This is a genomic window from Pseudactinotalea terrae (assembly GCF_009733845.1).
GTDB classification, from domain to species: domain Bacteria; phylum Actinomycetota; class Actinomycetes; order Actinomycetales; family Beutenbergiaceae; genus Pseudactinotalea; species Pseudactinotalea terrae.
In genome coordinates this window covers 540954-561917 of record NZ_WNXZ01000003.1, presented here as the reverse complement: position 1 = coordinate 561917, position 20964 = coordinate 540954, and the positions used below count along the sequence as shown (strand labels likewise).

The following is a 20964-nucleotide window of genomic DNA, read 5'->3' as shown; positions in this document are numbered from 1 at the left end:
CCGGAGCCGTCACGTCGCCGTCACGGCGATCGGTGCGGGCGTGACGCCCGTGCAACGCGCGGGTGACGGCCCCGCCGCCAGCCTGGCCACATGACCGATCTGGCCGCGCACGTCTCCGAGCACCACCGGTCCCTGGAGGACTGGCTGCGCACGGTGCTGCCCGACGCCGTCATCGGCTGGGACGAGGCGGCTGCGGACGGCGCCGGCGAGCGCGGCGTGCTGGTCACGCTCGACGAGGTCCGTCCGGTCGCCGACAGGCGCATCGACCCCGGGGTGCCGTTGCGACTGGACCTGACCTATGTCCTGACGCCCTCCGGCGAACCGGCCGCGGTCGCGACGGCGCTCGTCACCATCGCCGCGGCCGTGCGTGGCCACGAGTCCTACCAGCTCGCCGACCCGCCGACCGAGAGCTGGTGGCTGGCAGGGCTGGTGCCACGCCGGCCGGCCGCCCGGCTGAGCAGCCGTCTCGTCATCGAGCCGGAACCCGAGCCGGAGGCGCCACCGGTGCGAGAACGGCGGTTCCAGGTCACCCGCCCCGGCCGCATCGCCGGCACCGTCACACGGGCCGGGCTACCGCTGGGTGGTGCCGAGATCGGCCGCCTCGACAGCATCGAGCGGGTCCGCACGGATCGCCACGGACGCTTCGTGCTGACGGGGGTCGACAGCAGCCAGCCGGTGCCGGTCGTGGTTGCGGCAGGTCGGTCGCGCTTCACGGCGACCATCCCCAGCGGGTCCGAGGACCCCCAGATCGTCTGTCCCGAACCGAGCGACTGACACACGAGCCAAAGGAGACAGTGATGCCGAGCGTCAACGCACCGGGCGTCTACGTGCAGGAGGTCAACGACGGACCGCGCCCGATCCAGTCGGTCTCGACCAGCGTCGCGGCGCTGATCGGTGTCGCGGCAGCAGCCGAGGAGCGAGTGCTGGAGGTCACGCCGATCATCGACCTCACCCAGTACGAGCGCGCATTCGTCACTCCCGCCCGCGGGTCCGACGGGTCGGGCCCGGTGCCGGAGCCGACCGACCTCGGGATCGCCGTCGAGGGGTTCTTCGCCAACGGCGGGGGCCTCTGCCTCGTCGTCAACCTCGGGCCCTCGCCCACCGCCGCCACGCTCCGACAGGCGCTCGCACTGCTCCGTGCCCGCGACGAGGTATCGGTCCTCGCCGCACCCGGTCTGAACGATGCCGCGTTCCACACCGAGCTGATCGACCACTGCGAGCTGATGGAGGACCGCTTCGCGATCCTCGACGTCCCCGGTGTCGCCGAGGACATGGCGCAGCTCACCACGGTCGCGACGCCCGGGCCTGCCGCCGAAGCCCCAGCGGACGCCGAAGGCGCAGGAGGCACGGCCGAGACCGCCGAGGGCGACGACGCCGGCGAGAGCACCACCCGTCGGCGGCCCGCCCGCGCCGAGCGCGTCAACATGCGACCACGCGACACCGAGTACGCGGCCCTGTACTACCCCAGGGTCGTGGTGACCGACCCGGTCACCGGACGCCCCCGGGCGGCGCCGGCGTCGGGACACATCGCCGGCGTGTACGCACGCGTCGACCGGCTCCGGGGCGTGCACAAGGCCCCCGCGAACGAACCGATCCGCGGTGTCATCGATCTCGAGGACCGGGTCGACCGGCACGTGCAGGGCCAGCTCAACCAGGCCGGCGTCAACGTGATCCGCAGCTTCGCCACGAGGGGCATCCGGATCTGGGGCGCGCGCACCCTCGCCACGGGCAGCGAGTACACCTACGTCAACGTGCGGCGCTTCGTGAACATGATCAAGGAGTCGATCGAGATCGGCACCCAGTGGGTGGTGTTCGAGCCCAACGGCTACGACCTCTGGTCGATCCTGACCCGCGACCTGACGGCGTACCTCACCCGGGTGTGGCGCGACGGCGCGCTGCTGGGCGCGACCCCTGCCGAGGCCTTCTTCGTCAAGTGCGACCGCGAGACCAACCCCGACGAGGAGATCGACGCCGGCTACCTCACGGCGCTGATCGGCATCGCGCCGGTGAAACCGGCCGAGTTCGTGATCATCAAGATCAGCCAGAACATGTCGTCGGGGTCGACGACGGAAGGAGTCTGAGATGTCGGAGATCCCCGCCACCGCGGCGCCGGGCAGCTGGACCGAGCCGACCCGTGCCTACCTGTTCAAGCTGGTGCTCGACGGCACCTCCAACGCGGCGCGCTTCACCGCCGTCGACGGTCTCGGCGTCGAGGTGGAACCGATCGAGTACCGCGAGGCCGGTGCTCACCAGGTGGTGCGACAGCTCCCCGGACGGGTGCGCAACAACCGCGTCACCCTCTCCTACGGGCTCACGACCGATCAGGACATGTGGCGCTGGATGCTCAGCGCGACGTCGGGGAAGGTCGTGCGCCGCGAGGTCTCGATCGCGATGCTCGACAGCACGGGCAGCGACGTGGTGCTGCTGTGGAACTTGACGAGCGCCTGGCCGTGCGCCTCACTGCTGCAGCCGCTGGACGCGCTGTCCAACGCCGCGGCGATCGCCCGGCTGACGCTCGTGCACGAGGGGTTGACACTCGATGCGGCGCCGACGACGTAGGGCGCTCCGGCGCCGCGCGGCCGCCGCGGTCCTGGCCGCCGCCACGGCGCTGCAACGCCTCGCCGACCGCGTGGCCGGAACGGCGGCAGCCGAGGTCCCGCGGCCACCGCACCTGGCCGACGCCCCGGAGCACTGGCTGCGGATGGTCGCGGCCTACGCGCCCGGGCTGCTGCGGCCGCCGGGGGCTGCGGCGGCGACCGAGCCGGCACCGGCCATGCCCGCACCCCGGCCGACGAGGCAGCCGAGCCTCGCCAGCACGCCCCCTGCCGAGCAGCGGTCGGACCGGCCGCGGCGCCGCCACGAGACGCCGGCGGATGCGCGCACCGCGCCGGGCCGCGCACACCTCGCGTGGCGGAGCCAGGAGCACGCGACGACCGTGCCGGCTGCAGTTCCGGCCGCCCGCGGTGCCTCCGAGGCGAAGGTCGGTGCCGCACCAGCGCGCCCAGCCGCTGCGCCGGAGGTCCCGACGGCGGAGCGCAGCCGGCGCACCGCGCTGCCGCGCGTGCGTCCGGCCGAGTTGGCGGCGAACGTACCCGACGCTACCTCCCCCGACGGCGCGACCCCGACCTGGGCGGCGACCCTGCGCCCGCCGCAGCCCGCGCCTCCGCAGCCCCCGCCGGTGCGGCTCGCTCCCTACCCGGTGCTGCCACCTCGGGCGTCGATGAGCACCTCCCGCTCGGGCGGGACTGCCGCGCCACGAGAGCCCGGTTCACCACGCAGCCACGCGGCAGCCGCTCGGTTCCAGACCGCCGCGGAACAACCCCGGCCGTCCGAGCATGCCGTTCCGGCCACCTCGCACTGGCCGGAGCTGCCGCCCGCAGCACCCACAGGCACCGCGCGGCTGCAGCGACGGCTCGCGGACTGGCGTGCGGATCTCGCGCGGATCCAGGAGGTCGGCTGATGGAACGAGCGGTGTTCCTCGACGACAAGACCGGCGCGCAGGTCTCCTGCCTCCTCAACCCGGAGACGATCACGCTGCGCCGCACCGCCGGGCTGCTGGAGCTGCCGTTCGACGGCGCTCCGGTCGGTTCCACCGGGCTCTCCGACACCCCGATGGTCGCGACGGGCGGCGGCCGCACCGAGATCGAGCTCGACCTCCTCTTCGACGTCGGCCTCGTGGTCAGCGAGGCACCGCCGACCGACGTGCGTACCCTCACGCTGCCGCTCTGGCGGCTGTGCGAGAACTCGATCGAGATCAAGGCGCGGCGTCAGGTGCCGCACGTCTGGCTGCTCTGGGGCCGCGCGTGGAGCCTGCTGTGCGTCATCGAGGCCATCGCCGAACGGTTCGACGACATCGCACCCAGCGGGGCGCCAGGGCGCAGCTGGATCCGGCTCCGCGCCCGCCGTGTCAACGACAGCGTCCGCCCCGCTGAGTCCACCGCGCCCGCCACCACCCCCAGCAGCCAGGGCATCCCCGGCCTCGACCGACCCACCGCGATCACGGTCACCGGCGACGGCACCGAGGCAGACGACGTCGGGGGGCGGGTCGACCTGATCGCGACCGAGCTCCTGGGCGACCCGGCTGCGTGGCCGCGGCTGTGCGAGATCAACGGCATCGAGGACCCGCTGCGGATCGCGGCCGGCACCGTCCTCAGCACCGGCGGTGCACCGTGACCGGCTGCTCCGTGCTGCTGGACGGCGCCCCGATCGAGGCGCTCGCCCAGGTGCGCGTGCGCCGCATGCTGTCGTTGCCGACGACGATCGAGATCACGCTGGCCGGCCCGATGAGCGAGTGCGCACCGGACGCGAGCCTCGGTGCCGCGGTCGAGATCTCGATGGCAGCTCACGACCGCGCCCCCACGGGCGTCTCCGCCGAGATCGTGACGATCACCGAGCACCACGACGCCTCCGGTGTGGTCGCGACGCGGATAGTCGCTCAGGACCGGCTCGTCCGGCTGCGCGCCCGGCACTCCCAGCGGTCGTTCCTCGACCAGAGCGTGCACGACCACGCCACCGAGATCCTCGCCGACGTCGGCCTGACGCTGGCCTCGGAGGTCGATCTCGGCCCGGTGCGCCGGCACGGGTATCAGGGCGGCGCCGACGACCTCGACCACCTCCGGGCCGTCCTCGAGCAGGTCGGTGCGTATCTGTGCGTGGACGAGGCGACCGCACGCGCGGTGTCGTTGACGCCGTCGGAGGAGGTCGTCGAGCTGGGCCTGGGTGCCGAGCTGATCGAGCTGACCCGGGGCGTCACGGCATCGGCGGCGCCCACGCACGTCCTCGCCTCCGGGTGGGACCTGGAGCGCGCCGCCGAGGTGGCCGCGGACGTCTCCGCGGCCACCGGGCAGCTTCCCTGGGTGGACCTGCAAGGCAGCACGCCCGAGACCGAACCAGCCGGCACGCATCAGCTCCTGCTCGACCACGACGCCCTCGACCTCGCGGGGCTCACCGCGGCGGCGAGCGCCGCCCTGCTGCGGGGACGTGCGCTCGCCGTGCCCGTCGAGGCACGAGCGCTCGATCGTCCCGACCTGATGCCCGGTGTGACGTGCGAGTTCCGCGACCACGGCGGCGTCCCGATCGCGCTGGGCGTCCTCACCCTCGTCGACCATCGCTGGAGCGCCACCGGCCTCATCAGCCGGCTGAGCACGGCCCCGCCGGCGAGCGTGAGCGCCCTCTCGCCCGCGGCCACGCTCGTCCGGGGCGTCGTCATCGGGGCTGCGGACCCGGCGGGGCGGGGCCGGGTGCAGGTCCGCCTCCCTACCCACGACGACGCTCTCAGTCCCTGGCTCGACGTCCTGGTCCCCGGGGGCGACGCCGACCGCGGACTGGTGGCGATACCGCGCACCGGCGCCACGGTCGCGGTGCTGCTGCCGGGCGGTGACCTGGGCCGCGGCCTGGTGCTCGGCGGGGTGCTGGGGCTCGATGGTCCCGTGGTAGGCGTCACCGGGGGCGACGACGTGACCCGTCAGGTGTGGCACAGCTCGCGGCACCAGTTCCTCGGGCTCGACGACGCAGCGGGAACCGTTCACCTGCGCAACCGAGGCGGGAGCAGCCTGCGGCTCACGACCGACTCGCTCGAGCTGCACGCGGCCGGCGACATGGTCATCGAGGCGCCGGGACGCACGCTGCGGATCCGGGCGGCCGCCGTCGAGTTCGAGGAGGTGCCGTCGTGACCGGACTGCGGTGGCTCACGAACGACGCGCGGATCGGGTGCCCGCACCCGCCCGGTGTCGCGCGACCGAAGGCACGGCAGCAGTGGGTGAGATTCGACGACGTGCCCATGCTGGTCGGCGACGACCCGGTGGGCCGTCAGATCGTCGGCTGCCCGTTCTCCGGCGTGGCGGTCACGCCCTGCGTGACGACCCTGACGCTGCTGCCCGACGGCGAGGTCCCGCGCGGCCACTCGGCCTTCGTGCGTGTCGACGGCCACCCCGCGGTGCTGGAGAACGTCGAGGGCTTCACCGACGGCACCCCGCCGGGGACGCACCACTACCGCCTGACGATGTCACGTGCAGGCCAGGACTCGCTGCGGGTCAGCAGGTGAGAGGGGTGGCTGCGATGACCGTGGGCTGGCACTTCGGGCTCGACGACAGCGAGCAGCTCGGGCTGCACCTGGACCGCGCCGGGCGTGCTGCGATGCGGCAGGGTGCCGAGGTCACCCGGCAGGCGATCCTGCTCGTGCTGCTCACGGCGCCGGGCGAACGGGTGATGCGCCCGGACTACGGGTGCCGACTGCGCGAGCTCGCGTTCGCCCCCAACGACGACACCACAGCCGGTCTCGCGATGCACCACGTACGGCGTGCGCTGTCGCGGTGGGTGCCGGAGGCCGAGCTGCTGAGCATCGATGCCGACGCGGACCCCGACGACGCCGGCGTGCTGGTGGTCCAGGTCGTCTACCGGCACCGGCCGACCGGACAGACGGACCAGGTGCGGCTCGACGTCCCATTGAGGGGGAACCAGCCGTGATCCTGCCCTTCGAGAGGCTCGACGACCGCGACTTCGGTCAGCTCGTCGAGGAGGCGCGCACCGTGATCCAGCGGCACGCCCCGAGCTGGAGCGACACCTCCCCCAACGACCCCGGGATGGTGCTGGTCGAGGTGTTCGCGCACCTGACGAGCACGCTGGCGTACCGGGTCAACCGCGTGCCGCGCAACGTGCACCTCGCGCTGCTCAACCTCCTCGGGGTGCAGCTCGACCCACCCGTGGCAGCTCAGGTGAGCATCGAGCTCACGCTCGCGGCGCCGCTCGAGACGGATCTGGAGATCCCGATCGGCACCGAGGTCGGCAGCGGCGGAGGTGGCAGCGACGCCCCGGTCTTCACCACGGTCGCCGCCGTGACGATCCCGGCGGGCGAGCTGGTCGTCACCGCGCCCGCGGTGCACGCCCGCTGGGTCGAGAACGAGCTGATCGGCACCGGCGACGGGCGGCCCGGCCAGCGGTTCGTCGCCCGGCACGCACCGATGGTGCACGTGCCTCTCCAGGCGGCCGACCCCGCGACGCCGCGCGCGCACCAGCTGCTGGTCGCCGTCGAGAGCGCGGACCAGGCCGACCTGAGGATCGACGGTCGAGGCTTCCGGATCTGGCGGTTCGGTCCGACGGCGCAGACCGGCGGCACGGTCGGCGTCGACCGGGCCGCCGGCCTGGTCGAGTTCCCGGCCGAGGCGGATGGCCACCCGGCCGCGGTCCCGGCCCCAGGCCACCAGGTGCGGCTCTCGTACTGGACCGGGGGCGGCGCGTCCGGCAACGTCGAGGCGGGCACCCTCACGCGGCTGCTCGTCGCGCGCCCGGGGCTGAGCGTCACCAATCCGCAGGCTGCGACCGGCGGCGCCTCCGCCGAGTCGCTGGAGCACGCCCGCGAGCGCGGCGTGGCGGCGATCCACGCACCCTCGGGCTGCGTGACGCGGCGGGACTACGAGCGCGCTGCGTGCCGCCACCCGGCGATCGCCCGCGCGCACGCGATCACGCGCGCCGCCGTCTGGCAGCATGCGCGCCCCGGGGAGGTCGAGGTCGTGCTGGTGCCGACGATCGAGCAGCCCCGGGTGGACACCGCGCTGCTGCACGCCCACCAGGACGAGACGGTCCGCCGCGAGGTGGAGAGCGACCTGCGGCTGCGGCAGACGCTGGGCAGCGAGACCATCGTGAGCTGGGCGAACGTCCGCACCGTCTCCGCGCGCGTGAAGCTGGTGGTGCGGGCCGAGGAGAACTCCCACGCGGTCGCCGAGCGTGTGGTGCAGCGGCTCCACCGCGCGATCAGCCCGCTGGGCGAGCACGGCTGGCCGTTCGGGCGCGACCTGTTCGCCTCCGACATCTACGACATCGTGCTCGACGAGCCGGCCGTCAGCCACGTGAGCCGGGTGCGGCTGGTGGTGGACAACGTCCCCGCCACCGGGGTCCGCTCGATCGCCCGCGACGGCTACCAGGACCGCACCTGGTTCGTGGGCACCACCACGGGTGTCTTCCGCAGCCGCGACGACGGCGACAGCTGGGAGGCGCTCGTGCTCACCGAGGCCGAGACCGCGGTCACGTGCGTGCGGACCCACCCGGCTCGCGACGTCGACCGGGGTGGCCCGGCCCGCCACGGCCTGGTCGCCATGGTGACCATCAGGTCCGACGGCGACCAGCGCACCTCGACGATCCTCGTCTCCCAGGACCTCGGTGAGTCCTGGCAGGCGGTGCAGACCTTCCCGTTCCGTGTGCACGACCTCGCCTGGCTCGACGACGGCGTGCAGCCCACCCTGCTGCTCGCCACCGAGCGCGGCCTCTACCGCAGCGGCCTGGCGCCCGACGTCCCCGCCGTCTCGGTCGTCGTCGAGCCCGACCAGCCCGAGCTCGGGTTCTTCGCCGTGGTCGCCTACCGCCGCAGCGGCGGCACCACCGAGGTGGCACTGGCCTCGACCGGGCGCGGGGTCTACGGGTCCGCGCAGGCAGGCGCGTCCCAGACGTTCCAGCGCTGGGGGCCGGGCGCCGACGTGCGGGTCCTCACGGTCGAGTACCGAGGCACCGGCACCGTGCTCTGGGCAGGTGCCGTGGACCAGGCGAACGACGTGGCCCCCTACCGGATGCTGCGCGACGCCGCGCAACCGGTGTTCGAGCAGGTGGGCGAGGGCTGGACCGGTGAAGGATGCACGGGGATCGCCGCGGTCGACGGCGTGGTCCGGGCCGGCTCCTACAGCCAGGGCGTGCTGACGCTCGAGCAGCGCTCCGACGGCGAACGGTGGCTGCGCACCGGCATCGACAGCGGCCTGCCGATCCGGGACGAGGAGGGGTTCCTGCTCGAACCCGTGCGCTGCCTCGACGCCCGGGAGGACCTGGTGCTGGTGGGGACCGACCGCGGTGTCTACCGGCACTCGGCCACCGACGAGCGCTACGAGGCGGCTGCGGCGGAGGAGTTCACCGAGCAGGTGACGCTGCCCGACGGGTGGCTGTTCTGCTCGGGCTCGCACGAGGTGGAGGTCCTGTGATGGACGCGGCCGCCATCACCCGGATGCTCCCGGAGACCTTCGAGCGGGCGGCGGTCTCGTCCCCGCTGCTGCGCGCCGTGATCGGGTCGATGGCAGAGCTGCTGCGCCGCCCGGACGCCGTGCTCACCGATCTCGACCGGTTCTTCCGGCCCTCGATCGCCGCGTCCCGGTACCTGCCGGCGCTGGCGAGCTGGCTCGACGCCGAGTGGCTGCTCACGGGCGAGCAGCAGCAGGGCCGCGAACCGTACGGCCCTGGCGCCGAGCACCTGCGCGCCGCGCTGACCTACGCCTGCGACCTCTCCTCCTGGCGTGGCACCGCCACCGGACTGACAGGGTTCCTCGAGCTCGCCACCGGCATCCGCGGGTTCGAGATCCGCACCCCGCCGGAGCGGCCCTACCACGTGGTCGTGACCGTCCCTGCGGCCGCCCAGCCGCACCTCGGCGTCGTCGAGCGCGTCGTGCACGCCCAGGCGCCTGCGTGCGTGACGACCGAGATCGTCGTCGCCGCGGCACCCGACGAGCCGCCAAGCCCGGACCCAGGAGTGCAGCCATGACCACGACGCCCACCCCACCGGACCCGGCGCCGGATCGCGTCCCGGGTCCAACGCCGACGCCCCCTGCCGCACCGGAGGTCGTCGCTGCGCCCGTGGAGCCAGCAGCCGCGGCGGCCCCCACCGCCCGGTCCGGGGTACCGCGATGGCTGCTGATCACGATCATCGTCGTCGTGCTCGTCGCGGCCGGCGTCATCGCGGCCGTCGCCCTGACCGGCGGCGGGGACGAGGAGGAGCCGGCCGCCTCGGAGCTGCCGGCAGCCGACGTCACGACGATCGTCGGCGGTCCCGTGACCCTCGTGGCGCAGGCCCAGTGGGACCTCGACACCAACGGCTACATCTACCTCGGCGCGCGATGCGTGTTCCCCAACCCTGCCAGGACGTTCGAGAACGGCGTCGGGATCTCGGTCTTCTGCCCGTTCATCTTCACCCCCGACACCGTGGTGCTCGAGGGTCGCGACATCATCGTGGTGCCCGGAGCTGCGGGGACGCCCGCGACGCTGACGATCGCCGAGGGCGCGCAGGCCCTGGACGGCCCGGCCGGCTGCCCGGCCGTCGGCACCCAGGTGCAGCTGCCGCCCGCGGGCACGCCGCCCGGCCCACCGGTGGCGTGCCTGCAGAGCACGGACGGCGCTCGGTTCGCCGTCTTCGTCACCGCCGTCGACGACGGCCGCCCCACGATCGCGGTGGTGAGGGTCTCATGAGCATCGACGTGCAGCCGCAGCAGACGACGGTCGCGCACACCCCGGGGACGCCCAGCCGGCTGAAGTTCGCGGTCCGGACGATCGACCTGCCGGCGCTCGACGTCGTCGCCCGGGTCAGCGCGCTGGCCCCGACACCCGCCGAGTGGACGAGCTCGGACGCCATCTCGGTGGACCGGCCCGGCCGATCGATCCCGGCGGGCGGTACCGACGAGTTCCTGGTGACGATCGACCTGCCGCTCGGCGCTCCGGCCGGTCAGTACCCGTTCGAGCTGCGGCTCGCCTCGCAGGCGAGCGGTGTCGAGGTGTTCGGCGTGAGCCCGCCGGTGGCCGTCGTCGTCGCCCCGACCGAGGCCCCGCGGCCACCGCGGTGGCGGCGCTGGCTGATCGTCGCGGCAGCCGCTCTCCTCGGCCTGGGTGTCGGCTTCGGTGTGCACACCCTGACGTCGTCGCGCTGGAGCACGAGCTCACTCGTCGACCCCGTGCGTCTCACCGACACCGAACCGGTGGAGGTCGTCGACGAGGAACTCACGCTGATCCGGGAGCTCGGCCTGATCGCGGCCATCGGCTTTCCCGACGGCGTCACGACCGGCCCGGTCGGCGCGGACGGCGCCGCGTGCCTGGCCGCGCTCCAGGACGGCAGCGCGGGGCGCGCCCTGATCCCGATCGACGGCCGCGTGCTGTGCCTGGACCTGGGCGTCGACGACGACCGGGTCGCAGTGCTGCGGATCCTCGACGTCACCTCGACGACGGTCGGGCTGTCCGTGGAGCTGTGGGAGCGATGAAGCGCGAGCACGGCGTGGTGCTGGCGCTGCTGCTGGTCCTGCTGGTGGCCGCCGGACTGGTCGTCCAGACCGGTCGAGCACCCGAGGCGGGAAGCATCGACGACCAGGACCGGGAGCCACCGGTCGCAGGCCGGGCGCTGCGGATCGAGGAGGTGTCGGGCAGCTGCACGCTCGCGGGCGAACCGGTCACGGTCGGGCAGAGCGGTGGCCTGCTCGGCAGCTGCACCATCCGCACCGCATCGACCGACGAGCCGTTCTGGTCGATACCGCTCCTCGAACGGTTCCTGCAGCCCGAGCTGCGGCAGCTGACCGTGCGCCTGACGGACTGCGGAGCCGCCGGCGTCGAGATCCACGACGTCAGCGAGTCCCTCGCCGAGGGTGACGAGCTGTCGATCGCGATCCAGGCCGACGGCGCCACGCTCACCTTCCGCAGCGCCCCGGAGTGCCGGCTGGTGACCGACGTGACCAGCGGGTGATTCTCACGCCAGCCTGTCGACGCGCAGCACCCGCACGATCGACGGCACCGCGAGCACCAGGAACACGATCGCCACCACCATCGCGACCACGGCGACGACGATCGCGCCGATGTTGTCGGTGATCGCGACCACCACCCGTGGCACCGCACCGTGCAGCACCAGCAGCACGAGCTTGAGCAGCAGCGAGAGCACCGCCACGACCACGAGGCCCTTGCGTGCCAGCAGCTGGGGGTGCGCGAGCGCCAGCAGGATCAGCCCCACCACCTCGAGCAGCACGACCAGCCCGAGCAGCGAGGCAGCGGTGGCGCGCGCGAAGCCACCCCAGACCGCCACGTACGCGATCGTGCCGAACGGGGCGGAGAAGAACAGCGACACCATGACCAGCAGCTCGACCAGCGCGATCAGCGCCAGCCCGAGCGCGGCGAGCGCCACGAGCAACGACAGCACCAGCGTGAGGATGCCGTGCAGCCGTCCCTGCACCCGGCCGGGCAGCACGAGCGCGAGCAGGTACTGGACGATCACGAACACCAGCAGCACGTCGAGCAGCGCGAGGTAGCCGATCCCCCGGCCCGGCGGCTGCGCCGCCAGCACCCCGGGGTCCTCGGTGACCACACCGGGCACCGGCGCGCCCGCGAGCACCGCCGCCGAACCGAGCTCGGCAGCGAGCATCACCGCGAGCAGGATCAGTGCGGCGAGCAGCAGCGGCGAGCGCAGCGGGGACTCGGGCACGCTCATCGCGGTCAGGCCTCGCGACCCGCCCAGTCGTGCGTCGCGCTGTCGTCCCAGTCGGTCGGGATCGGGCGGCCGCCGGCCTCCGCGAAGCCGTAGTCGACCTCGAGCCCGAGCTCGTCGAGCAGTGGCACCACCACCTGCCGCCAGGCCGCCTCACCCGGGTCGCCCCGGCGGTCGGGCGAGAAGCACCGGTGCGCGGTGATGTGCGTCAGCGGCGCACCGGCAGCGCGGGTCGTCGCCACAGCCAGCCGCAGCAGCCGCTGACCCCGCGCGACGAACGCCTCGTCAGCCGCGTCGTGAGAAGCGCGTCGGTCTCGTTCCCGCGCCGGCAGCATGCCCTCCATGGACACCCCGATCGCCGCTGCGTTGGCACCGTTGCCGTGGAAGGTGTAGCGCGTCGGCTCATTGTTGTACAGCACGTCGCCGTTGCGCAGCACCACCCAGTGGTAGGCGACCGTCCAGAACCGTGCGTGCAGCGCGAGCCGCGCCGCGGTTGCATCCCGGCCCAGCTCGGCGAGGCCGTACCGAGCCGCCAGCTCGGCGGGCAGCTCACCGGCGTCGAGGCGCCGCTCCCATGGCCGCCGCTGGTAGCGGGCGGTGCCGAACCGGGCCGCGGTGTTGTGCATGCAGACGTGGGTCTTCTCCTCGATCGGAACGGGCTCGGCTCGGCCCTTGAACGGCAGCCGCCGCGCCCCGCGCGTGAAGAAGTCCTCGCGCCAGCGCGCGATGCCGTCGTCGGTGCAGTTGTCGAAGTACTCGTCACGATCCCCCGGCCCGGCCGCCGGGTCCGCCTCGAGCCTGCGGCGGACCCACTCCGCGACCGGATGCCGCATGAGCACGTCCAGCACAGACTCCTCGGAGGACACCATCGTTCCCTCTCCTCGCCTCGCGGGTTTCCTCCCACGATGCCGAGGCCGCGTCACGCGCCCGTCACCGCCCCGCATCGATCTCGCGCACACGCCGCCGTCGGCGGCAGCCCCGCGCCGAGTTCGTTCCAGAACGTCGAGGTCGTCGGGTGCTCCCGACGACCTCGACGTTCTGGAACGAACTGGGCGGGTGGTGGCCGCTCGAGAGCTGCTACCAGCGGTGCGCCACGTCGATGACGAGGCGGGTCTGGTCGCCGGGGCCGTCGAGCACGAACACCCGGAACGGCAACCGCGCGCGCACCCCGAGGGCGATCGTCGTCTGGCCCTCGAAGGAGCCGGCGAGCGCGACCTGGTCGAACGTGCGGAAGCCGCTGACGTTCACGATCCGGCTGGTGCTCGGGGGCCGGAAGGTGACGTGCCCGGCGTCGTCGACGATCGGGACCCGGACCACGATCTGCAGGTCCGCGCCGCCGGCCACCGGGACGGCGAACCCGGAGCCGTCGGCGTAGACCATCGGGACGTACCGCACGTCGTAGCCGTCGATCTCGCCGCGGACGTCGAGGACGAGACGGTCGTAGCAGGCGTGCTGCCCGGCGCGGGCGGCGAGCAGCGAGGCCTGGTAGCCGTAGCCGGGGTCGGTCTTGGCGAGCGACCCCCAGTAGATGCCGCAGTACGGGGCGGCCGCCTGGGCCGGCGCCGCGCTGGCGGGTGCGATCAGCACGGCGCTCAGCAGCAGGCCGAGAACCCATGCGATGGTGCGCTTCATGAGCTTCCCCTTGCACGTGGGCCACCCGGTCGGGCAGCTGGTAGGACGACGCTAGAACCGGGCCGTCCTGACAGGAAGGAGTCGCATGGTCACCGTTCGGATACACCGGAACCGTTGGGGTACGTCCACAGAAAGGACGCCACGCGCGCTCACGCCGCAACGGCAGGTACCGTGAGCAGGTCCGGGTTCGCCCCTGCGCGGCCGCGCCCAGACCAGCGAAACTGACCAGCAGAGCACGGGGGCGATCCCCGCCGTGCCTAGGAGCGAATGTGCCGATCCTCAAGGCGACCGACCTGTACCTCACCTACGGTGACGGTTACATCTTCGACGCACTCAGCATCGAGGTCTCCTCGGGCGCACCGCCGGTGGGCCTGATCGGCCCCTCGGGTGTCGGCAAGACCACCCTGATCGCCGCGCTGGCCGGCGAGCTGAAGCCGCCGCGCGGCACCGTGACCTTCGACGGTCGCCCCGTGGCCCGCCTGCGCATGAAGAGCAAGGCCGAGTTCAAGGCCAGCGTCCGCGCGGTCTCGCAGTACTCGATGACCGTGTCGGACCCTCGCATCACGGGCGAGCGTCGCATCCGTGACGCGATGAAGATCGCCCGGCGGGGTGGTCGCAGCCACGCGACTCCCGTCGAGGAGGTGCTCGCCGCTGTGGGGCTCGACGGCGATGCGGGCCACCGCCCGATGCTCACCCTCTCGGGTGGGGAACGTCAGCGGGTAGCCCTCGCGGCTGCGCTCGCGACCCGCCCCGAGATCCTGCTGCTCGACGAGCCACTGACGGCGCTCGACCCGCACAGCCGTGGCGCGATGGCCCGGCACCTGGGCGAGCTGATCGCCTCGCTCGGCGTCGGTGTGCTGCTGGCCTCGCACGACCTCGAGCTCGTCGAGCGCCTGTGCCCGACCGTCCACGCGATGGCCGACGGCACCATCGTCGCCTCCGGTCCGCTGAGCGAGATCCTCCACGACCCGGAGAACGACAGCCTCAAGGAGCTTGCACAGGCGGCACCGCTCGCCGTGCAGCGCTTCCGCTGAGCCCCACCACGTAGACCTGAGCGCCGCGCACGAACCGGCGCGCCCTGCCACACCGAGGAGTACCCGTGCCCGAGCTCGACAGCCGCCTGCGCCCGACCTTCGAAGAGGTGCTGCGCCGCAACCCTGGTGAGCAAGAGTTCCACCAGGCTGTCCACGAGGTTCTCGCGAGCCTCGGCCCCGTGGTGAGCAAGCACCCCGAGTACACCGACGCCGGCATCATCCGCCGCCTCTGCGAGCCGGAGCGCCAGATCATCTTCCGGGTGCCGTGGGTCGACGACCAGGGCACCGTGCAGATCAACCGTGGCTTCCGGGTCGAGTTCAACTCGGCGCTCGGCCCGTACAAGGGTGGCCTGCGGTTCCACCCCAGCGTGTACCTGGGCATCGTGAAGTTCCTCGGCTTCGAGCAGATCTTCAAGAACTCCCTCACCGGCATGCCGATCGGCGGCGGCAAGGGCGGCTCCGACTTCGACCCCAAGGGCCGCAGCGACGCCGAGGTGATGCGCTTCTGCCAGTCCTTCATGACCGAGCTGTACCGCCACATCGGCGAGTACACCGACGTCCCTGCCGGCGACACCGGCGTGGGCGGCCGCGAGATCGGCTACCTGTTCGGCCAGTACAAGCGGATCACCAACCGCTACGAGTCGGGGGTGCTCACCGGTAAGGGCCTGAGCTGGGGCGGCTCGCAGGTGCGCCCGGAGGCGACCGGCTACGGCCTGGTGTTCTTCGTCGAGGAGATGCTCCGCAGCCGTGGCGAGGACTTCGAGGGCGCCCGCGTGGTCGTCTCGGGCTCCGGCAACGTGGCCCATCACGCGATCGCCAAGGTCCACGAGCTCGGCGGCACCGTGGTGGCCTGCTCGGACTCGAGCGGCTATGTCCTGGACGAGCGCGGCATCGACCTCGAGCTGCTGACCGAGATCAAGCAGGTCCGCCGGGCACGACTGCACGAGTACGCCGATGCGGTCGGTGGCAACGCCCGCTTCATCGAGGGCGGCTCGGTGTGGGACGTGCCGGCGGGGATCGCCCTGCCCTGCGCGACCCAGAACGAGCTCGACGAGAGCCACGCCCGCACGCTGCTGACCAACGGTGTGAAGATCGTGGCCGAGGGCGCGAACATGCCGACCACGCCGGAGGCCGTGCGCATCCTCACCGACGCGGGCGTGGGCTTCGGCCCCGGCAAGGCGGCGAACGCCGGCGGTGTCGCGACCTCCGCGCTCGAGATGCAGCAGAACGCGTCACGCGACTCCTGGACCTTCGAGCACACCCAGGACCGCCTGGCCCAGATCATGCGTGGGATCCACTCGCGCTGCCTCGCGACCGCGGAGGAGTACGACAGCCCGGGCGACTACGTCACCGGTGCCAACATCTCCGGCTTCACCAAGGTTGCCGACGCGATGCTGTCGCTCGGCGTCGTCTGAGGGCACAATCGGCCTGACCCGACCGAGGGAGGGGTGCGATGCCTGAGCAGGGCGGTGCGCCGTCGTCGGCGCTGGCCGCGTTGCTGCGCTGGGAGTGCAGCGGCGGGACCTGGGCGGTCCTGCAGCGCTCCACCGGTGCGCTCGAGATCTCGCTCCGGACCTGCACGGCCGGCGAGGAGGTCGAGCGGCTGACCAGCACGGATGCGGATGTCCGCGACCACGTCGGTGACCGCGAGCGCAGCGACGACGAGGTCTGACTCAGCACCTGCGCGAGCTCGGTCCGGTAGCGCTCGCCAGCCCCCACATCCGCTCGACGAGCACGCGGGCGGCAGCCTCGGCGCGGCGTGTCAGTCGCCGCGGGTCCGCACGGCCACGGTGAGCATGATCGCCGAGTCCTCGAGCGCGTCCAACCGGTGCCGCATCGGCGGGATCACGACGTAGGCACCGGGGCCACCCTCCCAGGTGTCCTCGCCCGCCGTGATCGTCACCCGCCCCGAGATGACCTGCAGGGTGGCCTCGCCAGGGCTCTCGTGCTCGGCGAGCTCACCGCCGGCCGCGATGCCGACGACCGTCTGGCGCAGGTGGTGGTCGCGGCCGCCGTGGATGGTGTGGCCGCTGCGCTGCGCCGAGCTGGCTCGGGCCTTCGCGATCAGCTCCTCGGCGAGCTCGGTCAGGGTCAGCGCGTCCATCAGCTTCCTCTCGTCGCTCCTAGATGAGCCAAGCACAGATCGGGCTCGACGAAGGCCTCAAGTCGTACTGCATCGACGTCGGATCCCCACTCCGCCAGGGCACCCTGCATCAGGCCCAGGTGGATGGGACAGACGATGTCGGTGCGGTCCTGCGCGAGCTCCAGGAACGGGCAGTGCCGCAGCGCGATCTGCTCGGGACCACGCCGCTGCGGCGAGAACCCCGCCTCGTCCAGGAGGTGCATGAGCCGGTCGCTGGGCGACCCGCTCCCCTGGTCTGCCTCGGCAAGGCCGCGCCCCCACGCCCGCCCGGCATCGGCCGCTCGGTCACGGCGGTCCGGGGTGCCGGCGAGCGCTCCGACAAGGATCTGCGCGAGCATCCGGTACCGGCGCGGACCGTGGGGGTCCATGCGCTGCGTGGCCCGGACGTGGGCGGCGGGCCGACCGGGTCCGCTGCGCCCGACGTCGACCTGTTCGATCTGCCCCGACTCGAGCAGGCGGTCGACGTGGAACCGGACCGTGTTGGCATGGACGCCGAGCTGAGCGGCGAGCGCGGCGAGGGTGACCGGGTCCGCGTGCTCCCGGATGGCGTCGAGAACCCGCTGCCGCCGGTTCGGTTCCGTGGCGCTCACGGGGACGTCGCTCGTCGCGGGAGGCCGGCGACCAACGGGGTGTCGACGTCGAGGGCACCCAGCTTGACGGCTCCCCCGGGCGAGCCGAGCGGGGCGTCGCGACCCGGCAGCACGGTGCTGAAGAAGTCGTCGTTGTCCTGCAGGTAGGGCTGCAGCGCGTCGGGGAGGTCGTCCTCGTAGTAGATGGCCTCGACCGGGCAGACCGGTTCGCAGGCACCGCAGTCCACGCACTCGTCAGGGTGGATGTAGAGGGTGCGCTCACCTTCGTAGATGCAGTCGACGGGGCACTCGTCGACGCACGCGCGGTCCTTCACGTCCACGCAGGGCTCACCGATCACGTACGTCATGCTGCTACTTTACACAAGGCACACTTGTATAAACCCGGAGCGTGACATGACCGGCCGCACCATCATCACCGAGCTCGACCTGCGCGAGGTCTCCCAGCCACAACGGCACGCGCAGGTCTACGCGACGTTCTCGACGCTCGCCGTCGGGCAGTCGTTCACGCTCGTCAACGATCACGATCCGGTCCACCTGCGCGAGCAGATGGATGCAGACCTGCACGGGAGCTTCGCCTGGGAGTACCTGCGAGGCGAGCCGCGGGACTGGCGGATCACGATCTCGCGCCTCGCCTCGACCCCGTTGCCCCGGGTCGTCGTGGACTCACGCGAGGCGGGCAGATCGGGTGAGCCCGACGTCGTCGGCGCTACCTGGCGGCTCACCCCCAGCGAGCGCGAGCTCGATGCCAATATCATCGCCCTCCCACCGGGGGGCGCGATCGAGGAGCATGTCGGTGCCGACCTGGACGTGCTGCTGCACGTCGTGGACGGCACCGGGACTCTGCGCACCGAGGGCGAGGACGTGCTCCTTCGCGCCGGCGCCGTGGTCTACCTCCCGCGGCGGGCGCGCCGAGCCGTGCTCGCCGGCAGCCACGGGCTGCGCTACCTCTCGGTGCACCGCCGCAAGGAGACCCTCCCGCTGATGCCGAGGGTGGCGCCGCCCGCCTGAGGGGCGGTTCGGCTCAGAGCCCGTTCTCCTCCAGCCACCCGCTTGCGATGTCCTCGGTGGACATCTGGTCGACCGTGCTCTGGGCGTTGAGCGAGACGAGGGCCTCGGTGGTGAGGGCGGCGCTGATGGGGTTGATCACCTCGGCGATATCCTCAGCGATCTCGCTGCTGGCGATCGGGACGACGTTCGAGGACAGGATGAGGTTCTCGGGATCCTCGAGCGCGACGATCTCCCCGGTCTCGAACGCCGGGTCCGCCGAGTAGATGTCAGCGACCTGGATCTCTCCGGCCTGCAGCGACTCCAGCGTGGTCGGCCCGGTCGCGGAGAACGTCAGCTCGACGCCGTAGACCTCCGCAGCCGCAGCCGGGCCGTACGGGCGCTGCTCGAACTCGGGAGCGGCACCGATGACGATCTCGCCCTCGACCCCGGCGAGGTCGCCGATGGCGACGAGCCCGTACTCGTCGGCGAACGAGGTCAGCACCGTGTAGGTGTCCTGGTCGGCGGCCTCGGCGAAGTCGAGCGCAGCGAGCTCGGCAGGCAGCGCCTCCTGGAGGGCGGCGTACACGTCCTCGGGGCTGGTCGCGGTGGTCTCCGGGTCGAGGAACTCCAGCAGGTTGCCCGAGTACTCCGGGAACAGGTCGATCGCACCCGAGATCACCTCCGGCATGTAGGCGTCTCGCTGCCCGATGCTGAACTGCCGCTCGACGGTGTGGCCGGCGTCCTCCAACGCCTGCGCGTAGATCTCGGCGATGATCTCGTTCGAGTAGTACGCCTGCGAGCCGATCACGATCGCCTCGCCCGAGGCGTCGCCGCCACCCGTGGACTCGTCGGTCGGGTTCTCGAGCGGGTTGTCGTCGGAGCACCCGACGAGCGCCAGGGTGGCCGCGAGCGCGATCCCGGCGGTCGCCGCTCGACGTGAGATGCGGGTGATGGACATGGTGTTCCTCTCGGTGGGGTTCAGGCAGAAGCGGTGGCCGCGCGAGCATCGCGCGACGCAGCGGGATGTGACCGCACCCCGGTGGGGACGGCGGCGCGCTGGGCGAGCGCGAGCAGAAGATCGACGGCGAGGGCGAGCAAGGCAACGAGGATCGCGCCTCCCAGCACCTGGTCGAACCGACGCAGCGGGATGCCCTGGATGATGGGCCACCCGAGGCCCCCCAGGTTCACGTAGGCGGCGATCGTCACGGTGGCGATCACCTGCAGGGTCGCCGAACGGAGGCCACCGACGAGCAGCGGCAGGCCCAACGGCATCTCGACCTTGCGGAAGATCTGCCACTCCGTCATGCCCATGGCCCGGGCCGCGTCGACGACCCGGCGGTCGACCGCCTCGACCCCGGTGTAGGCGCCGGCCAGCAGCGACGGGATCGCGAGCAGCACGAACGTCAGGACTGCCGCCTCGGGGATACGGAGCACCCCGAGCAGCAGCACGAGCAGCACCATCAATCCGAACGAGGGCACCGCGCGCGCTGCTCCCGAGATGGCGACCGCGACCTCGCGGCCCCGGCCGGTGTGCCCGATCAACCAGCCTGCGGGGACCGCGACCGCGGCCGAGATCAGCACGGCGATCAGCGTGTACAGCAGGTGCTGGCCCAGCAGGGTCGGGAGTGCGTAGGCCCCGTCCAGCCGCTCCGGTGAGAGCAGCCAGGCGATGGCATCGGCGAACAGGTTCATGCGGCGGCCCTGATCTGCAGGCGTGCGCGCCGGCTGGTCGTTGCCGCGCCTGCGCGGATCCACGGCATCAGCGCCCGGCCGAGCAGCATCAGCAGCAGGTCGACCAGCAGCGCGATGATCACGACGGCGAGCACCCCGGCGAGCACCTCGGCCACGATCCGCCGCTGCAATCCGTTCTCGAAGAGGTAGCCGAGGTTCGCGACCCCGATGAGGATGCCGACGGTGGCCAGCGAGATCGTGCTGACCGCAGCGACGCGCAGCCCCGCGAGGATCACCGGGCCGGCCAGCGGGAGGTCAACGGTCCAGAACCGCCGGGTCCCGCCGTAGCCCATCGCCGTCGCCGACTGCCTGACAGCGGGATCGACCGAGTCGAGCCCGTCGGCGACCGAGCGGACGAGGATCGCGACCGCGTAGATCGTCAGCGCGACCACCAGGTTGGTCTCGCTGATCGCGGAGTAGCCGAGCACCGCCGGCATGAGGACCAGCAGCGCGAGCGAGGGGATCGTGTACAGCAGGCCGGTCAGCAGGATCACCGGTCCGCGTACCAGCCGGTACCGCCAGGCCACCCACCCCAGCGGCAACGACAGCACCGCGCCGAGCACGATCGCGATCACGCTCTGGCGCAGATGCACGCCGGCCAGCTCCAGGATGAGGCCGAGGTTGTCCAGGACCCAGGTCACC

At 72.5% G+C, this 20964-nt stretch carries 26 protein-coding genes; 17 read left to right on the top strand and 9 right to left on the bottom strand.

Annotated features, from left to right (window positions below; genetic code table 11):
• Positions 1 to 90 precede the first annotated feature (90 nt).
• The 13 genes from GPA03_RS13410 to GPA03_RS13350 are packed head-to-tail and all read left to right on the top strand — an operon-like array spanning position 91 to position 11473.
• Positions 91 to 774 (top strand): hypothetical protein, encoded by a 684-nt coding sequence (locus GPA03_RS13410; protein ID WP_156252494.1) that lies wholly within the window; start codon positions 91 to 93, stop codon positions 772 to 774.
• A gap of 23 nt (positions 775 to 797) precedes the next feature.
• Positions 798 to 2081, top strand: coding sequence for a phage tail sheath family protein (locus GPA03_RS13405; RefSeq protein ID WP_156252493.1), 1284 nt, complete (start codon positions 798 to 800; stop codon positions 2079 to 2081).
• Position 2082: 1 nt separating this feature from the next.
• Complete coding sequence (locus GPA03_RS13400; RefSeq protein WP_156252492.1) at positions 2083 to 2559, top strand: phage tail protein; 477 nt, start codon at positions 2083 to 2085, stop codon at positions 2557 to 2559.
• Positions 2540 to 3460, top strand: coding sequence for a hypothetical protein (locus GPA03_RS13395; protein WP_156252491.1), 921 nt, complete (start codon positions 2540 to 2542; stop codon positions 3458 to 3460). Before GPA03_RS13400 ends, GPA03_RS13395 begins: the two co-directional genes overlap by 20 nt.
• Positions 3460 to 4173, top strand: coding sequence for a CIS tube protein (locus GPA03_RS13390; RefSeq protein WP_156252490.1), 714 nt, complete (start codon positions 3460 to 3462; stop codon positions 4171 to 4173). Before GPA03_RS13395 ends, GPA03_RS13390 begins: the two co-directional genes overlap by 1 nt.
• Positions 4170 to 5672 carry a phage baseplate assembly protein V gene (locus GPA03_RS13385; protein WP_156252489.1) on the top strand — a complete coding sequence of 501 codons (1503 nt, stop codon included), beginning with the start codon at positions 4170 to 4172 and terminating at the stop codon, positions 5670 to 5672. Before GPA03_RS13390 ends, GPA03_RS13385 begins: the two co-directional genes overlap by 4 nt.
• Entirely contained in the window at positions 5669 to 6043 is a 375-nt protein-coding gene (locus GPA03_RS13380) for a hypothetical protein (RefSeq protein ID WP_241681291.1), read from the top strand. The genes GPA03_RS13385 and GPA03_RS13380 overlap by 4 nt, the downstream gene beginning before the upstream one ends.
• Before the next feature lie 14 nt (positions 6044 to 6057).
• Positions 6058 to 6465: a GPW/gp25 family protein gene (locus tag GPA03_RS13375; RefSeq protein WP_156252633.1), complete on the top strand. Its 408-nt coding sequence runs from the start codon at positions 6058 to 6060 to the stop codon at positions 6463 to 6465.
• Positions 6462 to 8960 (top strand): baseplate J/gp47 family protein, encoded by a 2499-nt coding sequence (locus tag GPA03_RS13370; protein WP_156252488.1) that lies wholly within the window; start codon positions 6462 to 6464, stop codon positions 8958 to 8960. The genes GPA03_RS13375 and GPA03_RS13370 overlap by 4 nt, the downstream gene beginning before the upstream one ends.
• Positions 8960 to 9514 carry a hypothetical protein gene (locus GPA03_RS13365; protein WP_156252487.1) on the top strand — a complete coding sequence of 185 codons (555 nt, stop codon included), beginning with the start codon at positions 8960 to 8962 and terminating at the stop codon, positions 9512 to 9514. The genes GPA03_RS13370 and GPA03_RS13365 overlap by 1 nt, the downstream gene beginning before the upstream one ends.
• A complete protein-coding gene (locus GPA03_RS13360) occupies positions 9511 to 10215 on the top strand; it encodes a hypothetical protein (protein WP_156252486.1) in 705 nt (234 codons plus the stop codon). The genes GPA03_RS13365 and GPA03_RS13360 overlap by 4 nt, the downstream gene beginning before the upstream one ends.
• The gene (locus GPA03_RS13355) at positions 10212 to 10997 is read left to right on the top strand and encodes a hypothetical protein (RefSeq protein ID WP_156252485.1); all 786 of its coding nucleotides are present in this window, start codon (positions 10212 to 10214) and stop codon (positions 10995 to 10997) included. Before GPA03_RS13360 ends, GPA03_RS13355 begins: the two co-directional genes overlap by 4 nt.
• Positions 10994 to 11473 (top strand): hypothetical protein, encoded by a 480-nt coding sequence (locus tag GPA03_RS13350; protein ID WP_156252484.1) that lies wholly within the window; start codon positions 10994 to 10996, stop codon positions 11471 to 11473. Before GPA03_RS13355 ends, GPA03_RS13350 begins: the two co-directional genes overlap by 4 nt.
• 3 nt (positions 11474 to 11476) lie before the next feature.
• Here GPA03_RS13350 and GPA03_RS13345 read toward each other — a convergent pair whose 3' ends face one another.
• The 3 genes from GPA03_RS13345 to GPA03_RS13335 form a co-directional block, all read right to left on the bottom strand.
• Complete coding sequence (locus GPA03_RS13345; protein WP_156252483.1) at positions 11477 to 12208, bottom strand: hypothetical protein; 732 nt, start codon at positions 12206 to 12208, stop codon at positions 11477 to 11479.
• 5 nt (positions 12209 to 12213) lie between these two features.
• Positions 12214 to 13074: a peptidoglycan recognition protein family protein gene (locus GPA03_RS13340; protein ID WP_156252482.1), complete on the bottom strand. Its 861-nt coding sequence runs from the start codon at positions 13072 to 13074 to the stop codon at positions 12214 to 12216.
• Between the two features lie 208 nt (positions 13075 to 13282).
• On the bottom strand, positions 13283 to 13837 hold the full coding sequence (locus tag GPA03_RS13335) for an AMIN-like domain-containing (lipo)protein (RefSeq protein ID WP_156252481.1): 555 nt from the start codon (positions 13835 to 13837) through the stop codon (positions 13283 to 13285).
• Between the two features lie 269 nt (positions 13838 to 14106).
• Here GPA03_RS13335 and GPA03_RS13330 point away from each other — a divergent pair, with 269 nt between their 5' ends.
• From GPA03_RS13330 to GPA03_RS13320, 3 genes are all read left to right on the top strand, one after another.
• Positions 14107 to 14871, top strand: a complete 765-nt coding sequence (locus GPA03_RS13330) for an ABC transporter ATP-binding protein (RefSeq protein WP_156252480.1) — start codon at positions 14107 to 14109, stop codon at positions 14869 to 14871.
• A gap of 65 nt (positions 14872 to 14936) precedes the next feature.
• Entirely contained in the window at positions 14937 to 16286 is a 1350-nt protein-coding gene (gdhA, locus tag GPA03_RS13325; RefSeq protein ID WP_156252479.1) for an NADP-specific glutamate dehydrogenase, read from the top strand.
• Positions 16287 to 16324: 38 nt separating this feature from the next.
• The gene (locus tag GPA03_RS13320; protein ID WP_156252478.1) at positions 16325 to 16543 is read left to right on the top strand and encodes a hypothetical protein; all 219 of its coding nucleotides are present in this window, start codon (positions 16325 to 16327) and stop codon (positions 16541 to 16543) included.
• 90 nt (positions 16544 to 16633) lie between these two features.
• Here the strand turns inward: GPA03_RS13320 and GPA03_RS13315 are convergent, their stop codons facing one another.
• The 3 genes from GPA03_RS13315 to fdxA are packed head-to-tail and all read right to left on the bottom strand — an operon-like array spanning position 16634 to position 17951.
• On the bottom strand, positions 16634 to 16975 hold the full coding sequence (locus GPA03_RS13315) for a cupin domain-containing protein (RefSeq protein ID WP_156252477.1): 342 nt from the start codon (positions 16973 to 16975) through the stop codon (positions 16634 to 16636).
• The gene (locus GPA03_RS13310; protein WP_156252476.1) at positions 16975 to 17604 is read right to left on the bottom strand and encodes a helix-turn-helix transcriptional regulator; all 630 of its coding nucleotides are present in this window, start codon (positions 17602 to 17604) and stop codon (positions 16975 to 16977) included. Before GPA03_RS13310 ends, GPA03_RS13315 begins: the two co-directional genes overlap by 1 nt.
• Positions 17601 to 17951 (bottom strand): ferredoxin, encoded by a 351-nt coding sequence (gene fdxA, locus GPA03_RS13305; RefSeq protein WP_156252475.1) that lies wholly within the window; start codon positions 17949 to 17951, stop codon positions 17601 to 17603. Before fdxA ends, GPA03_RS13310 begins: the two co-directional genes overlap by 4 nt.
• A 46-nt stretch (positions 17952 to 17997) precedes the next feature.
• Here fdxA and GPA03_RS13300 point away from each other — a divergent pair, with 46 nt between their 5' ends.
• Positions 17998 to 18612: a DUF2249 domain-containing protein gene (locus tag GPA03_RS13300; protein ID WP_156252474.1), complete on the top strand. Its 615-nt coding sequence runs from the start codon at positions 17998 to 18000 to the stop codon at positions 18610 to 18612.
• A 13-nt stretch (positions 18613 to 18625) separates the two neighbouring features.
• Here the strand turns inward: GPA03_RS13300 and GPA03_RS13295 are convergent, their stop codons facing one another.
• From GPA03_RS13295 to GPA03_RS13285, 3 genes are read right to left on the bottom strand one after another with little or no spacing between them, the layout of a single operon-like run.
• Positions 18626 to 19549: an ABC transporter substrate-binding protein gene (locus GPA03_RS13295; RefSeq protein ID WP_156252473.1), complete on the bottom strand. Its 924-nt coding sequence runs from the start codon at positions 19547 to 19549 to the stop codon at positions 18626 to 18628.
• 20 nt (positions 19550 to 19569) lie between these two features.
• Positions 19570 to 20283 carry an ABC transporter permease gene (locus tag GPA03_RS13290; protein WP_156252472.1) on the bottom strand — a complete coding sequence of 238 codons (714 nt, stop codon included), beginning with the start codon at positions 20281 to 20283 and terminating at the stop codon, positions 19570 to 19572.
• Positions 20280 to 20963, bottom strand: coding sequence for an ABC transporter permease (locus tag GPA03_RS13285; protein ID WP_156252471.1), 684 nt, complete (start codon positions 20961 to 20963; stop codon positions 20280 to 20282). The genes GPA03_RS13290 and GPA03_RS13285 overlap by 4 nt, the downstream gene beginning before the upstream one ends.
• Position 20964: the final 1 nt, after the last annotated feature.

Coding starts and splice junctions, on each gene's coding strand:
- GPA03_RS13410 (WP_156252494.1), top strand. CDS start 91: ATGACCGATCTGGCCGCGCACGTCTCCGAGCACCACCGGTCCCTGGAG.
- GPA03_RS13320 (WP_156252478.1), top strand. CDS start 16,325: ATGCCTGAGCAGGGCGGTGCGCCGTCGTCGGCGCTGGCCGCGTTGCTG.
- GPA03_RS13375 (WP_156252633.1), top strand. CDS start 6,058: ATGACCGTGGGCTGGCACTTCGGGCTCGACGACAGCGAGCAGCTCGGG.
- GPA03_RS13355 (WP_156252485.1), top strand. CDS start 10,212: ATGAGCATCGACGTGCAGCCGCAGCAGACGACGGTCGCGCACACCCCG.
- GPA03_RS13360 (WP_156252486.1), top strand. CDS start 9,511: ATGACCACGACGCCCACCCCACCGGACCCGGCGCCGGATCGCGTCCCG.
- fdxA (WP_156252475.1), bottom strand. CDS start 17,951: ATGACGTACGTGATCGGTGAGCCCTGCGTGGACGTGAAGGACCGCGCG.
- GPA03_RS13350 (WP_156252484.1), top strand. CDS start 10,994: ATGAAGCGCGAGCACGGCGTGGTGCTGGCGCTGCTGCTGGTCCTGCTG.
- GPA03_RS13390 (WP_156252490.1), top strand. CDS start 3,460: ATGGAACGAGCGGTGTTCCTCGACGACAAGACCGGCGCGCAGGTCTCC.
- GPA03_RS13315 (WP_156252477.1), bottom strand. CDS start 16,975: ATGGACGCGCTGACCCTGACCGAGCTCGCCGAGGAGCTGATCGCGAAG.
- GPA03_RS13300 (WP_156252474.1), top strand. CDS start 17,998: ATGACCGGCCGCACCATCATCACCGAGCTCGACCTGCGCGAGGTCTCC.
- GPA03_RS13290 (WP_156252472.1), bottom strand. CDS start 20,283: ATGAACCTGTTCGCCGATGCCATCGCCTGGCTGCTCTCACCGGAGCGG.
- GPA03_RS13400 (WP_156252492.1), top strand. CDS start 2,083: ATGTCGGAGATCCCCGCCACCGCGGCGCCGGGCAGCTGGACCGAGCCG.
- GPA03_RS13340 (WP_156252482.1), bottom strand. CDS start 13,074: ATGGTGTCCTCCGAGGAGTCTGTGCTGGACGTGCTCATGCGGCATCCG.
- GPA03_RS13295 (WP_156252473.1), bottom strand. CDS start 19,549: ATGTCCATCACCCGCATCTCACGTCGAGCGGCGACCGCCGGGATCGCG.
- GPA03_RS13405 (WP_156252493.1), top strand. CDS start 798: ATGCCGAGCGTCAACGCACCGGGCGTCTACGTGCAGGAGGTCAACGAC.
- GPA03_RS13335 (WP_156252481.1), bottom strand. CDS start 13,837: ATGAAGCGCACCATCGCATGGGTTCTCGGCCTGCTGCTGAGCGCCGTG.
- GPA03_RS13345 (WP_156252483.1), bottom strand. CDS start 12,208: ATGAGCGTGCCCGAGTCCCCGCTGCGCTCGCCGCTGCTGCTCGCCGCA.
- GPA03_RS13395 (WP_156252491.1), top strand. CDS start 2,540: ATGCGGCGCCGACGACGTAGGGCGCTCCGGCGCCGCGCGGCCGCCGCG.
- GPA03_RS13365 (WP_156252487.1), top strand. CDS start 8,960: ATGGACGCGGCCGCCATCACCCGGATGCTCCCGGAGACCTTCGAGCGG.